Consider the following 14,106-nt stretch of genomic DNA (forward strand, 5'->3'; position numbering starts at 1 on the left):
AGCGTATTAATGTCATCGTACTTGAAATCGTTTATTTATTCCAACGCATTTCATGATATGATTTCATTGACTTGAAGGAATGAATGGAGGATGCGAAATGGAACTTCTTCAACTGCAATATTTTCTCGCGGTAGCTCGTTTGGAACATGTGACAGAAGCTGCACAAAGTCTGCATGTTTCTCAATCGTCACTAAGCAAAACGATTCAACGTTTGGAGGAGGATCTAGGGGTCCCTTTATTTGATCGAAAAGGGAGGAAGCTGCGATTGAATGAGTTCGGTAGCAGATTCCTTCGCCGTGCAGAAAGGGCATTGTTTGAATTGGAACAGGGGAAGCAGGAGATTAGTGATTTGTCCAGCCCGGAACATGGCACACTCGAATTGGCGGTGACCACCGCAAGCACGTTACCAAATATCCTTCGAGAGTTTCGGAAAAAGCGGCCCGATATCCAATTTCATGTGCAGATGCTAACCATGAAGGAAATGGTTACGCTTCTTCATAGAGGAGAAGTCGATTACTGCTTGTCCTCACCACCGTTACAAGGGGATGACATTGAATGTCAAATCGTGTTCATCGACCCGATTCTTGTAGCTGTTCCAAAGGGGCATCGGCTGGCAGACCGAAGCAGTGTATCGCTGACAGAACTAAGGGATGAATGGTTTGTCGGTGTAAAGAGAGGCTATGGTACTCGCGATCTAGTGGACTCTATTTGCAAATCGGCTGGATTTGCACCTAAATATGTGTATGAGGGAGATGAACCTGCAAGGCTAAGCTCTCTGGTTGAAGCAGAAATTGGCATAGCATTCATACCAAGCACGGCAAGGTTTTCACGGGAACATATCAAATATCTCCAAGTAGAGAATCACGAATTGGTACGGGAGATCGCTTTATTATGGCACAGGAGTCGGTACATTTCGCAGGCTGCTCTAGAATTCCGTGAGGTCGTTGTAGAATATTTTGGATCGATATCCAAACAGACAATTTAATCATGCTGCACAACTAATACTGATTCTATTGGTGGAACAAAACAGTCGTAACCAATACAAGGAAAAGGGCCAGGTTCTTGCGCTTTACTATTCGAAGCGCTGCAGAGGTGGCAACTTCATTCCTAATCCGAAATACAATTTGATTATTGTATAAGAAAAACATGAGTTGAAAGCGCTGTATATATTGATGTATTCTTGATGTATATTGAAACGTTTCGATAGAATCGGTCGTGAGCACAATGGCTGATATCGCTAGTGTCGACGCGGATGCGATTACTTTCGGCTGACGCAGCCGCAGGACGTGATCATGGTTCGCACCGGACGCGATATTTTGCCGAGTGACAACTTTAGGGTCGTGATACAAGTTCTTGTCTGTAAAAAAAGGTATTAAGGTTGTTACGGTAAATCCGTATCACGTCAAAATAAAACGTAAGAGATTGAAGGAGAGGATTTCGAAGTGATCAAATCATCCGTCTATCGAGTAGCTTTTATCGGCTGTGGCAAACGTGCGCATGAACACGCGATCGGCGTACAAGTCGACAGCAGGTGTGAGGTTGTAGGGTTGTCCGATATCTCAACTGCATCGGCCGAAACGCTGAATGCCGAATTTGGATTTCAAGCAAAGATCTACACTGACCATAAGGAAATGCTGGCGAAGGAGAAGCCTGACGTTGTTCTAATCTGTCTATGGACTCCTCTGCATTTGCCGGTATTTCGTGATTGTACGGAAGCCGGCGTCAAAGCAGTGCTGTGCGAGAAGCCGATGTCGGCGACCTGGGGAGATTGCCAAGATATGGGCCGGATCGCCGAAGAGACGGGCTGCCAGCTGACATTCTCTCTTCAACGCCGTTTTGCAAAGGGCAATCAAACCGTACGGCGCCTAATCAAGGAAGGGAAAATCGGACAAGTGCTTCGAATGGATTTATATTCTCCACCAAACCTGCTGGATTGCGGCATCCACACTTTTGACCAGGCAATAAGCTATATGGATGAAACCGCGGCGAAATGGGTACTTGGAGCGGTCGACACCACCGAAATATATAACTGGTTCAACGTACCTTCAGAATGCGGGGCGTCAGGACAGATCATATTCGCTAACGGTGTCCAAGCCAACCTCTATTCCGGCTCCATCGATACTTGGGAACCGACTCAGGATATGGCGAAGATCTGGGCCGGCGTTCGAGTGATCGGCACCGATGGCTTTATTGAAGTAATGTGGGACGGGCAAATTGTCAGGGGAGTCAACTACGAGGATCCGTCTTGGAAGCCTGAGATGGAATTATCCTCGATGTCCGATCAGATGAAGGGCTATGTCCGCCATGCGATCGACTGTTTGGAGACAGGTGAAGAACCTGAGGTTTCGCATAAAAAGGCACTTCGCGCTTCGGAAATTATTTTTGCTGTTTATGAGTCGGTACGCCGAAATGCACGCGTGGAGCTTCCGCTTACCGGCGTAACGGACAGTCCTTTTATCACTATGCTTGAGAACGGCCAATTTACTAAATAAGGAGCGCGAACCTAACTATGTCAAGACCTAAGCTTGGTCTAATCGGAATCGTTCACGAAGAAGCGAAGCAGGACTTCTGGGGCACGATGCAGCGCGTAGCTGAGATCGGCTATGAGGGGATCGAAGGTGGAGCTGAACTGCTCGAAGGAGATGTAAAGGCTAATGTCGCGCGGTTCCACGAATTGGGACTCCAAGTTGCGACGCACAGTGTCAGCAAGGAACAGCTGCGCGACGAGAAGGAACTCGATAAAGTGATCAGAGAGGCCCTCGCGTTGCAAACGAAGGATGTCACCTTCTGGTGGGACGTTGTAGATACACGAGAGCAGCTGCTTCGCGATGCTGAATTGTACAATGCAGCAGGTGCTCGTTTTGCAGCTGAGGGACTGAGATTTTGCTACCACAACCATGCTCATGAGTTCCAAAGAACATTCAATGCTGTTTACTCGTTGGATATTTTAGCAGAGCACACGGAACCGAAAAATCTCTACTTCCGTATGGATGTCGCCTGGATTACGCTTGGCGGCGCCGATCCGGCACACATCCTTCGCAAGATGGCGGGCCGCGTACCGGCCATCCATTTGAAAGACGTCTACGACACCGACGAAATCGGAAAGTGGACTGCGATCGGTACGGGTGTAGTAAAAATTAAGGAATCCATTGAAGTGGCAAAGGAAATCGGAGTTGAATGGATGACTGTCGAGCAGGACCAGCTCCGCAACCTTACCGGTTTCGAGACTGCGACGGCCAGCTATCTGAACTTGAAAGAGAAGGGATTGCTTTAATTTGTCGCCACACGATCTTTTGACGGTCGTGTGGCTTTTTTTATTATTCCGGCTAAGCGTCTGTAGAACGACCGCAAACAATGACAGGATGGCATCACCAAACCGTGAAACCTAGTTCTTAGAGAGGAGCTTTTACGAATGAAATCTAACGGGAACGATGCCTCTCCAGTAAGCTTGTTACCTTTCCACAAGTGGGTAGAAAATCACACATCGTGGTTCTTATTTTATTGTTAAATTTGAGTTGTTCAATATTTCATTGACACCTCTCCCTCACTTTTATATGATGATGTACTTCCTTAATCTGATCGCAATGAATATTTCCTTGAGGAGGTTTATTAGATGAATGTTGTGGTTACAGAATACAAAAATAATTGGAAACAGAAGTTTAGCGAGGAATCTCAAAAAATACAGGATATTTTTGGTGATGAGTTAATCGACATTCATCATATAGGTAGCACTTCAGTTCCAGGGTTAAAATCCAAACCAATCATTGATATCATGCCAGTAGTAAAAGATATTGAAAAAATAGATTCGTTTAATGAGCGAATGGAAGAACTTGGTTACGATTGTATGGGCGAGCTCGGTATGAAAGGAAGAAGATATTTCCGAAAAGGTGGAGATAATCGCACGCATCAAGTGCATGTGTTTCAAGGGGATAATAAGGAAGATATTACTCGCCATCTGGCGGTAAGTGATTACCTCCGAACGCATCCCGATGAAGCAAATCGTTATGGAGATTTAAAAGAAAGCCTCGCCAAACAGTTCCCAAGGGACATTGAAGCTTATATGGACGGTAAAGACGCGTTTGTAAAAGAGCTAGAAAGAAAAGCACTAAGTTGGTACAATATGGGCAAAAAACGTTAAGCTATCGCAGAACGATAATTCAATAAATAAGGGCTACCTAGTGGCAGCCCTTTATTCCGCTTTTGGGCAGGATTTTGCAGGGCAGGCATCAGTTCGCCCGGAAGTCGACCAGTACGGTCCCAGTGGAGTCAACTTCTCCTTAAAAATTTGCATTCGTTACGTCTACAATAGTAACTGCAAATCCCCATCTTTTTAAAAAGTTTTCGCTGTTTCAACAGCTAGTTGAATGGCGTCTTCGATTATTTTTCCCCTTAGTTTCGGAGACTTGTTATGGCCTTCAGCAATAACCTTCGTTATTTCTCGAATACCGAATAAATATAAATTCCTTACTACAAAATTGACCGCCATTTCTGATGAAGCTGCCTCTCCATCAGAATAGTAACCTCCGCGAGCATTAATTAACGCCACCTTTTTGCCTGAAGCCAATCCGATTGGGCCTTCCGCTGTATATTTAAAGGTGGTTCCAGCACGATTCAGATAATCGATATACGTATGCAAGACTGCAGGAACGCCAAGATTCCAAAGCGGAAAACCGATGACGATTTTGTCCGCGGCCATAAATTGATCGAGGTATTTGGTTGCAATATCTGTTACCTGTTTTTCCTCCGGTGTAAGAGGGATGCCCTGACTGAATTTGAATGCACCGTTAATCATAGTAGCATCCAAGTAAGGCAAGTGCGCTTGAAATAGATCAAGCTCAGTCACCTGATCTTCAGGATGGGAGTCCACATAACTTTTCAAAAAAGTTTCGTACAATTTAACGCTTACTGCTTGTTCTACTGGACGATTATTTGCCTTTACGAATAAAACCTTTCTCATTCCCGTCTCCCACCTTATTTTGACTATTGCTTTCGATCCCAGTTTAATCCCTTCCACTAGTGTGAGGGTCAATACATTTCTGTAAGAGACCTTACGGATGCAGGGAAGGAATCGGGAACTGCCGTCAGCGATAATACTAAAAAATGCACACATTTTCCAAAATCACCCTCGTATTCTTTATACTGCCGATAGGGATATGATAGGAGTACAGCAACCGATCGTGACGAAGCGGCGCAGGCTTCCGCAACATGAAATCACCGCTCTTGCTCGCCCATGCTCGAGTACCACCGCATCCACAACCGGCACAACGAACACGAAGTGGTTATCTTCTTACTCATGATTGTAGGCGTTTACAAAAACCACAGCAGACTTATTCATCGCATATTCAAAGGAGGTGATTCCCAAGGGGACAGCATCATTCTGGCGAGTGGATTGTACGTACAACAGCGTGCGAACGAATAAGCTGACCGTATGGGGAGAGCAGCTCCAATGGTTTGCTCGGCACTACTTGCCTGCCGACCCGAGACCGTATACATCCCGCGAGGTCAGGCCGGATATTGCGTTCATCCGCTTCGACTATACTGACTTCGATCAAGCCGGCGAGTCGTTTAGCCGGAATGGCTGTACGGATTCAAGTCGTTGCGCTGGAGTGAAGCGACCTCCCATTGGCTGTAAATTTGGCATCTGCTGTCGCATGGCGTCATTCCAGCGGATAGCCTTTCCTGGACTACGGCGAGTTACGCCTCGATTCCCAATCGCTCTTTCGCTTCGCTGAAAGGTGTCGTCATCTACGATCACAATGTCGGGAGAGAGCAGATTGAACCGCTGAAGCTTGTTTTTGTAAGCGGTATCATCGATATAAGCAAGGAAACATATGAACAATTGGACGGCAAGGTGGAGCGGAACGGGCTTGTCGTCGTCACGCCCCCCACGCTACGAAATCGAAGTAATTGAAAGTTGAATGCGAAATCCGAAGATCGGAATAAATGCGGCATCGCGATAGGCCGGTATGCAAGTTCTCATCGAGTGCCGCATCCGGTAAATCCAGTGAACTCTATGATCGAATCAATCTTCATCGGGAGATCGAAACCGATTCCCCCGTCGGCCGGACCAATTATGTTGAAGGAGAGTTTATGGATGAGCAAAAAAATGAAAACGGTTTTTCTTGTTTGGTTAGTGGCCATTATGGCCGCCGGGGCGTTGCCGGGAGCGACAGTTCATGCGGCGCCGCCGCAAACATACTATGTCAGCAACTCGGCAGGAAACGATGCCAACAGCGGTATTAGTACTGCGGCGCCTTGGAAGACGCTGGCGAAAGTGTCTTCAGTCACGTTCAACCCGGGCGATACCGTACTGCTGAATAGAGGCGACACATGGACGGGTGAAACGCTTTATTTGAAAGGAAACGGCTCCTCCACCGATTGGATCACGCTGTCCGCCTACGGGACGGGCAACCGGCCCGTCATTTCGCCGTACGCTTCGCAAGCGGCCATTCCCGCTCCGGACCCGAGCAGCGTCGCCAACAACGGCTTACTCTATGCGATTAAGCTGGACAATACGGCAGGCTGGAAAATAACGGGACTGGAAATCGCCAACTCGAGAAGCGGTATCGTCTATGTAAATGGGGCGGAAGGAGAACGCGACGGACTATGGGTGGAAGACTGCTATATCCACGATATTACGAATTGGCCGCTTACGCCATATCCCGCAGCGGAAAACCGAGTACCTGAACTGGTAATGATGCCGTATTCGGTTGGCATCTTTACATTTCAGAATTCTGGAGAAAGATTACAGAATGTTACGATTAAAAATTGTATTTTCGAAAGAACGGATGCACCATTGGAAATTAGACATGCCGACCATGTGAACGTAGATTCGATAAAGGCAACGGACTCCTATAGGGAGGGCGTTATTTTTACCGGGATTAACTATGATCATCCTGGACAGCCAACTGGAATATTCAAAAATAGTCAAATTTTGCGTACGGGATCTCACGGTATGGTATGGGGAACGGCGGGATTAGCGCTGAATGCCGTGCATCAATTTACGATTGATAATGTGGAAGTCGGATTTACGGTTTCACCTAACTCACCCGACGGCGTAGGCGTTGATTACGAAGGGCTAAATAAAGACGTCACAGTGCAAAACAGCTACATTCATGATAATGAAGACGAGGCTGTCATGTATTACAGAAACCCGCAATGGGCCGGCAATATAGACAATGTGAATACGAGCCTGATTAACAATGTTTTCGAGAATAACGGGATTAAGGACGACGGTGTGCATGCAGCTTTACTCGTGCACCAATATAACGCCAACAACGGGGGAACTATCTCCGGCAATACAATTGTTAAAGCTTATCGGAATCAACCTTTGAACATGATTATCGAGAAAGACCCTCAAAAAACCGAAGCCTGGCCCGACAATTACCATATTTACGGGAATATCGTAAAGCTTCTGAATGGCAATACAATCCACAGTGCATCGACGGAATTCGGCTCTGTACAAGGTGGAAATCAATGGCATTATCGGCAATTTGATGGCTCCGCTTACACCGATCTGCAATGGGATTCCGCCCAAAATAGATGGAAGGGAAGCGCAAGTCCGCTATTCATAGACGAAGACCGGCAGAGTGCTGCTTTCGGGATCGATTCCGTGCGCCAATGGGTTTCTCCTTCAAACGGCAAAATAAGAATTACAGGCACGGCAACAAATACGGCATCAACCTTCGATCATGGCGTCGAAGCGTCCATTATGAAGAACGACACCTTGCTATGGGGGCCGTATCCGTTAACAGACTTGCGGGGATTGCGGCACGATATTGAGCTTGATGTCGCTAGCGGCGACCGGATTCAATTTGTCCTTCATGCCAAAGGCAGCCCTGTCTCTACGGATACGAGCTGGCATCCGATGATCGAAGAAGTCATACATCCTTCCGAGCCTGGGGAGGAAGATGAGGAGCTTGCGACGTATACGGCTTCTGCGAACTATTCGGGAACCCAGGGCGTCAACCAATGGTATTATCAGCAATATAACGGCGCCGCTTATACCGATATGGCCTGGAATTCGGGATACGGTTTGTGGGAGGGGACAGCCACCTTCCTCTATGTGGGTGACAACTGGCAGCATCCTTCGGGCCCCATGGACTCTGTAAGGACGTGGGAAGCGCCCGAGGATGGCACGGTGAAAATATCGGGGACGGCGAAGAAGAGGGACTCGGCTTCAGGCGACGGAGTGAAAGTAAGCATATGGAAAAACGGCGAACTGCTCTGGAACGAGCACGTTACCGATTTCATCGGTTCGACGCACGAGCTGGAGACGGTCGTCCAAGCGGGCGACCGGATCTACTTTAGATTGAACTGTAATCTGGATCCTTCCTATGATTTGACTCTCTGGGATCCGACGATCTCTTATTCAGTCAACCTTAATAAACCGCCTGCCATTACGTTGGCCGGAAATAATCCGATGTTCGTCGAAGCGGGGGCCCCTTACGTCGAACCCGGCTATCATGCAGCTGACCAGCATGGCCTCGATCTGACGAATCAGGTAAAGGTTACCGGTTATGTCAATGAGAATAAAATTGGAACCTATAACCTGTTCTACAACGTAGCGGATCAAAACCATAAAGTGGCCAAAACGGTTACCCGTACGGTGCATGTTCAAGACACAACGCCGCCGGCGATAACGGTTTCCGTGCCATCTGACGTAAGTTACGGCGATGAAGAGTATTTGCTCCCTCAATTTACCGTTTCCGACAACGGGTCTGGTGTCGACGATGCGAAGACGACCCTGTTACTCGACGGCCAACCCGTGCAGAAGGGAACGTCGATTCCGCTCTATACGTTGCCGATTGGTCCTCACACACTGATCGTTACCGCATATGATCTGGCGGGAAATAGGGGAAGCGTCAGCGTAAGCTTCCGAACGACGACGAGTGTGAAATCGTTGAAAGCTTTGGTCGCCACGTTTGCGCGAAACGGATGGATCGACAATCAAGGAATCTCGAACAGTCTGATCAAGAAATTGGACCATGGTAATTTGCAAGGTTTCATCCAAGAACTTCAGGCGCAAAGAGGTAAGCATGTGACCACCGAAGCGGCCAACTACTTGCTGCGGGATGCACAGGCGTTGAAATAATATACGAGTTGAGGCAGTTTAACCATTCCGAACACAGGGTTGAACTGCCTTTTTTGTTTGTACATTCCCCAAATCGACGATTGTGATACTTATCAGGCGCTGATGACAGCAGCGAATTCAAAACATGAGTTTACAAGTGCCAGTAGGGGATCTATACTAAAGAAATTACGAATGAAAACGCTTTTCAGGTAACGATACCCATACACTTCGGAGTTTTCTTTCTTTTAATCTTTGCGTCCGAAAGAGTCATGCAGCTTTTTATAACCCGATATGGTATCGATACCAGAATAAGCTCTTCATTTGATTTCAAGCTATGACAATGACTTATTATGGAGGCACTCATGAACAATTATTCGTTTAACGGCAGTATGAGTCGTGAGGTTCTGGAAAGCTTTCTCTCCAGAGCGGTTACGGCCGCAGATCTAGTAAACAGTGATACATTGGATGACGACTTGAGAATGATTGGGAATATTGGGGCCAAGTTTCTCGGCCGTGCTTCCGGAGTATGGGATCTGGAGCCTGATGACGGCGCGCATTTCCAGAAGTCCAGGACAGTGGCAGCACGTGTACATGAGATCGATCCGGACATTATTTTACAAACGTGCATTTTTGAAGCCATATTTAAAGAGGTTGAGAACATTGAAATACCGGATTGGGTGTTCAAGTCCTTTCAATTACCGATTGAGCATCGGACATTCCGTTTTACCGACATGTTGTTTGATAGTAAACCGCAGGGATACATCTGGGACCAGAATGGCGGAATTCCGAATATCGACAAGCTGGAGACACAATTGTGGTTCTTCTACAGGGCGGCAAGCTATATAGATGCCGGGTATGAGGCCATTCATATGGGGCAGATTCACTTGTATACCGCAGACGATACCGGATTCAAGAAAACGATCGCATTATTTGAAAAGATAAGGGACTATGCCATAACCAATGCGAGACGTGGCATTGTTCTGCTTGACGCGCATACGCATGGGGTGAATGTGCAAGGCAGGCTGCTGTTTGATTTTCACTCCATGCCATATTCGCGAATGCCGATTCTGGATACTACCGGCGACAAGCTCGCACTGGTGCAGGAGGGGTTCAGCGAAGGTGGAGTGACGCCAAGCGGCTGGAGCTGTGAGTCATTGCCGATGCTGATGGAACTCGATAACTGGGGCGGACAATTTGTCTTCGAAAATGACTGCATTCCGAATGAACAGCGGGCATGGAAGGAATGGTGGGGCTACGATCAGATCGCATGGTTTGCTTCACAGGATGAGGAGAGTCGTAATCGGTTTCTCGAATATACCTTGAAATGGACGGCCGTGAATAATGTCAACGCATATTTGCAGATGCCAATGCGAAGAGGGCTGGGCAGCTGCCAAATTCCGATGACAGCCTGGGGTACTGGAGAAATGACCGCAAGTAACTGTTACCAGGCCAATACGCCCGGTGAAGGATGCCCACTTGGATTTGGACAGGAAGAGACGATCAAATACCTCTGGCAATTAGAAAGCGATCTAAGACAGAAGGCCGGCAACCCGCTACCAAACGCCTCCTACGGAGCTGAAGACAGCTTTGATCCGGAGACCGGGATCAAGCTACCGTCTCGTGTCATTCTATACGGCAGCTTTCAGCATCATGTCGGCGCATTCAAGAATGATTCCAACAGCGAAACGACTCGGATGTATTACATGGGAGACGGTATCTATCAGCGCACCTTTGTCCTACCATTCCGTGGCTCCTACGATTATGCCGTGGCGTTGTATGGAACCCTGTCCCAGACCTTTTCGTTCGACAGTTATCCGCGCAGTGGGTCGTCGAATAAATCGACAATGGAAATCGAGCAGGACAATACCGTCGTAACTTTTGTATATGATTTCCGCAACAGGAGCCTTACAGCCAATATGATTGAAGGCCTGTAGATTATTACAACGTGCAGCGCAGGAAATATATCATCTGTGAAGGGATTAAGAATTGGCAGGAGCTTAGCTGGTACTGTAAAGAGCGTGGCATGGATTATTTGAATTTCGAGCCGATGTCTATTCCACGGGAAATGGCGAATACAGTCGAGGATACCAAGGAGCTGTTAGCGAGATTAAACGCCGCCGCTGGAATTCCCTTCATGGTATGTCTGGACGTGGGGTACGCTCCTAATCCGAATGATCGAGAGCGACACCCCGAATCGACCTTCCACGAGTGGCAACGGCTCTCACGTCGTGCCCGCGCCGGAAACGCAGTAACGAAAAGGATCGGCTACATACAGCTGATCCTTTTTGCTGTAGCTGGTGAGCCGTTCACTGTCGGAAGTCAAGAACATTTTCCAAATGAAGTCCGCATAAATCACGGGCTTTTTTATTTTTCAGATAAAGTTCTTGTCAATTGGCGATGACAAAAACTTTGACCGATTGTCTATGGAGAGAGGCTACCGGTGCCCCTATTTGCCCCGTTTTCGCAATAACCAAAAAAACGACACAAAATAAAAAAACTGAAGTATATTTCTCTGAGCAAGCATTCCTTATACTCTTTCTATAGACATTAGTCTAGAAAAGAAAGGGGCGGGGGGATCGTACGCCAAGCTCATTTCTCCCCGTTTTTATGAAAACCAATTGATGCCAAGGGAGTGTAACGTATGGGGAAATGGATGAATTCGATCATGTAAAGCGAAAGATAATCCTGCTAGCATTTTCCTTTCTCCAGGTAATTATGCTAGGATCGAACGCTTATATCCTAACGGTCTTTGGATCGAAGATTGCTACATTCACGACATTACGAAATGGCCGTTATCGCCTTATCCCGCCGCGGACAACAGGGATGCGGTAACCCCGTTCAAGAAGGAAGGATAATCAAGCTTTATGCTTTGCCGCTCGGTCCTCATTCTTTGACGGTAATTGCACAAGACTTTGCCAGAAAATACGGGAACCGCAAGCGTAACCTTCAAGACGACGGCAAGTTTGAGCTCGCTTAAAGCGTTGGTGGCTGCGTTTAGGGCTAACGGTTGGATCGACAATAACGGTATTGCCAACAGTTTGACCAAGAAGCTGGAGCACGGCAATTTGCAAGCGTTCCTAAATGAAGTGAAGGCGCAGAACGGCAAGCACATTAACGCTGAGGCAGCAGGCTACTTGCTGCGCGATGCGCAATTATTACTAAATATATTGCGAAAGATACGAGACGTAAAGGAGCGGGAGCATGACATTTTCCATCATAATAGGCTCGGAAGCTACGAAACTGGAGTGTAAAGCGGCGCAGATGTTCGCTGTGCGATCGCATCATCGTGCTGGAATTGACATTTCTGTCCTTCGGGAAGGTGTACGAGTTGCGGAAGGCAGAACCATCATCGCAGGAACTCCGGAAAGCTGCGCTCATATCGGAAAACTTTGCGCGAATGGGGAAATGCGCCTACCCGCCGACTTGGGAGATGAAGGATTTATCATTCAGGGCGGCGCGAAAAAGCCTGTTTATGTTGCCGCTCATACGCCGCAAGGTGTTCTGTACGGAATAGGCAAGCTGCTTCGTCAAATCGGGTTTTCAGCCGGTTCGATGCATATTCCGCAAATGGAGATCGTTTCTCGTCCGGACAAATCCGTACGCGGTATCTATTTTGCCACACATTTCGGCAACTGGTATTGCCAAGCGGAGCTGGAAGCCGTTAGAGAATATTTGGAAGAGTTGGCCTTGTGGGGAGTCAACGAATTGCTCGTATGGTTCGACATTTCCCATTACCGCTCGCTGGAGGAAGGACTGCCGATGCTTTCGCGTCTTGCGCATTTCGAAGCGCTCGCACGTGACGTTGGCATGAGGGTAGGCCGAATCGCGATCGCTAACGAAGGATTTAAAGGACAGGTAGGAGCCGGACGCTCGATGCTGAGTAAAAACTGTTTCGACGAAACGGATTACCATCCGCTGCGCGCTAGAGATCGCGTGTTCGGCGGATTCGACACGGATATATGTCCGTCTCAGCCTGATGGCAGAGAGATGATTTTAAGCAACAAGGAACTTTTATTCTCCCAAATGCCGCCTATCGATTCATTATGGCTATGGCCTTACGATCAAGGAGGCTGCAACTGTACGAAGTGTACACCTTGGCCTGCGACTTTCATGGGACTGAACCGGGAAATCGCGTCGATAGGGGCGCGGCACTTGCCCGGCATGACAGTCAACGTAAGCGCTTGGTGGTTTGATGGGCATCAGAACGGAGAGGACGATGCATTCTTCAAGTTTTTGGAGGAAGAAAGCGAGCGGGAGACGTCGTGGTTCAAACACATTTTGGTTGGGGCGGTCGAAGCGAAAAGATGGATACAGAAAGACAGAGTCATACCGAAGCGTCATCCTCTCGTGCTGTTTCCGGAAATCAGCATGTTCGACTGTGTACCTTGGGGAGGAAAAGGAGGCAACCCAGCCCCGCGTCGTTTCGCCGCCGAATATGCGGAATTAAGCGATAGTATCATTGGAGCATTTCCGTATTCGGAAGGTATCTATGAAGATATGAACAAAGTGATTTGGTCGCAATTAATGTGGTATGGCGATGAGGAAATCGAACAGATTGTGCAAGAGTACTGCAGGTACTACTTTGGAGCCGGGACGGAGCAGCAGGCTGAACAATTTATTTATAGGTTAGAGGACCTCATCCTAGGAGGGGAGACCGGCGAGACCGCCGAACGGTTGGTGCTTCAAGCCGATGAAATTAGCGGACAAATGGAAGATTGGGCAAGGCAAGGCTGGCGCTGGAAGCTGTTGGATGCCCGCTGCCGGATCCAAGCCAGCATCGACCGGTTGCGCCTTGAAGGCGAAAATGCTGAATGCATGGAACATTTCCGCACAGCATACGAAATGGTGCAGAACGAACTGAATTTGCACCGTGAAGGTGTCTCGCTGCAACCTTGGATATATGCTCCATCCGATACTGCGCTGAACATTTTCTTGGGACTGGCCGATGTCGTCAACTTGACGCTGGATCAGCAGACGAACGATGGGGCTGCGAGAGGGAAGGAATGATTCGAGGCTAACATCGGGAAGAAAGG

At 47.9% G+C, this 14,106-nt stretch carries 12 protein-coding genes; 10 read left to right on the top strand and 2 right to left on the bottom strand.

All coding sequences use genetic code 11. The features are described 5' to 3' along the window. Positions 1-97: 97 nt before the first annotated feature. From EKN16_RS07480 to EKN16_RS07495, 4 genes are all read left to right on the top strand, one after another. Positions 98-985 carry a LysR family transcriptional regulator gene (locus tag EKN16_RS07480; RefSeq protein ID WP_125655071.1) on the top strand — a complete coding sequence of 296 codons (888 nt, stop codon included), beginning with the start codon at positions 98-100 and terminating at the stop codon, positions 983-985. Between the two features lie 457 nt (positions 986-1,442). Then, on the top strand, positions 1,443-2,492 hold the full coding sequence (locus tag EKN16_RS07485) for a Gfo/Idh/MocA family protein (RefSeq protein ID WP_164522715.1): 1,050 nt from the start codon (positions 1,443-1,445) through the stop codon (positions 2,490-2,492). Between the two features lie 17 nt (positions 2,493-2,509). Continuing rightward, complete coding sequence (locus EKN16_RS07490) at positions 2,510-3,274, top strand: sugar phosphate isomerase/epimerase family protein (protein WP_125655075.1); 765 nt, start codon at positions 2,510-2,512, stop codon at positions 3,272-3,274. A 339-nt stretch (positions 3,275-3,613) separates the two neighbouring features. Further along, positions 3,614-4,138, top strand: coding sequence for a GrpB family protein (locus EKN16_RS07495; protein ID WP_125655077.1), 525 nt, complete (start codon positions 3,614-3,616; stop codon positions 4,136-4,138). A gap of 192 nt (positions 4,139-4,330) precedes the next feature. On the opposite strand, the gene EKN16_RS07500 is transcribed toward EKN16_RS07495, so the two are convergent. Further along, positions 4,331-4,957, bottom strand: coding sequence for an FMN-dependent NADH-azoreductase (locus tag EKN16_RS07500; RefSeq protein ID WP_125655079.1), 627 nt, complete (start codon positions 4,955-4,957; stop codon positions 4,331-4,333). A 591-nt stretch (positions 4,958-5,548) separates the two neighbouring features. Next, the gene (locus EKN16_RS32895; RefSeq protein ID WP_221226918.1) at positions 5,549-5,839 is read right to left on the bottom strand and encodes a hypothetical protein; all 291 of its coding nucleotides are present in this window, start codon (positions 5,837-5,839) and stop codon (positions 5,549-5,551) included. 255 nt (positions 5,840-6,094) lie between these two features. Here EKN16_RS32895 and EKN16_RS07510 point away from each other — a divergent pair, with 255 nt between their 5' ends. The 6 genes from EKN16_RS07510 to EKN16_RS07530 all read left to right on the top strand — a co-directional run bounded on the left by EKN16_RS07510 (position 6,095) and on the right by EKN16_RS07530 (position 14,080). Further along, positions 6,095-9,094, top strand: a complete 3,000-nt coding sequence (locus EKN16_RS07510; RefSeq protein ID WP_164522717.1) for an immunoglobulin-like domain-containing protein — start codon at positions 6,095-6,097, stop codon at positions 9,092-9,094. A gap of 341 nt (positions 9,095-9,435) precedes the next feature. Beyond that, positions 9,436-11,007, top strand: coding sequence for a pullulanase X25 domain-containing protein (locus EKN16_RS07515; protein WP_125655085.1), 1,572 nt, complete (start codon positions 9,436-9,438; stop codon positions 11,005-11,007). A gap of 11 nt (positions 11,008-11,018) precedes the next feature. Continuing rightward, on the top strand, positions 11,019-11,474 hold the full coding sequence (locus tag EKN16_RS07520; protein ID WP_125655087.1) for a hypothetical protein: 456 nt from the start codon (positions 11,019-11,021) through the stop codon (positions 11,472-11,474). Positions 11,475-11,834: 360 nt separating this feature from the next. Then, positions 11,835-12,050: a hypothetical protein gene (locus EKN16_RS32900; protein WP_232016283.1), complete on the top strand. Its 216-nt coding sequence runs from the start codon at positions 11,835-11,837 to the stop codon at positions 12,048-12,050. Between the two features lie 7 nt (positions 12,051-12,057). Continuing rightward, the gene (locus EKN16_RS07525; RefSeq protein WP_232016284.1) at positions 12,058-12,324 is read left to right on the top strand and encodes a hypothetical protein; all 267 of its coding nucleotides are present in this window, start codon (positions 12,058-12,060) and stop codon (positions 12,322-12,324) included. Further along, a complete protein-coding gene (locus EKN16_RS07530; protein WP_125655091.1) occupies positions 12,275-14,080 on the top strand; it encodes a hypothetical protein in 1,806 nt (601 codons plus the stop codon). Before EKN16_RS07525 ends, EKN16_RS07530 begins: the two co-directional genes overlap by 50 nt. Positions 14,081-14,106 lie beyond the last annotated feature (26 nt).

This window comes from Paenibacillus baekrokdamisoli (assembly GCF_003945345.1).
Lineage (GTDB): Bacteria > Bacillota > Bacilli > Paenibacillales > Paenibacillaceae > Paenibacillus_Z > Paenibacillus_Z baekrokdamisoli.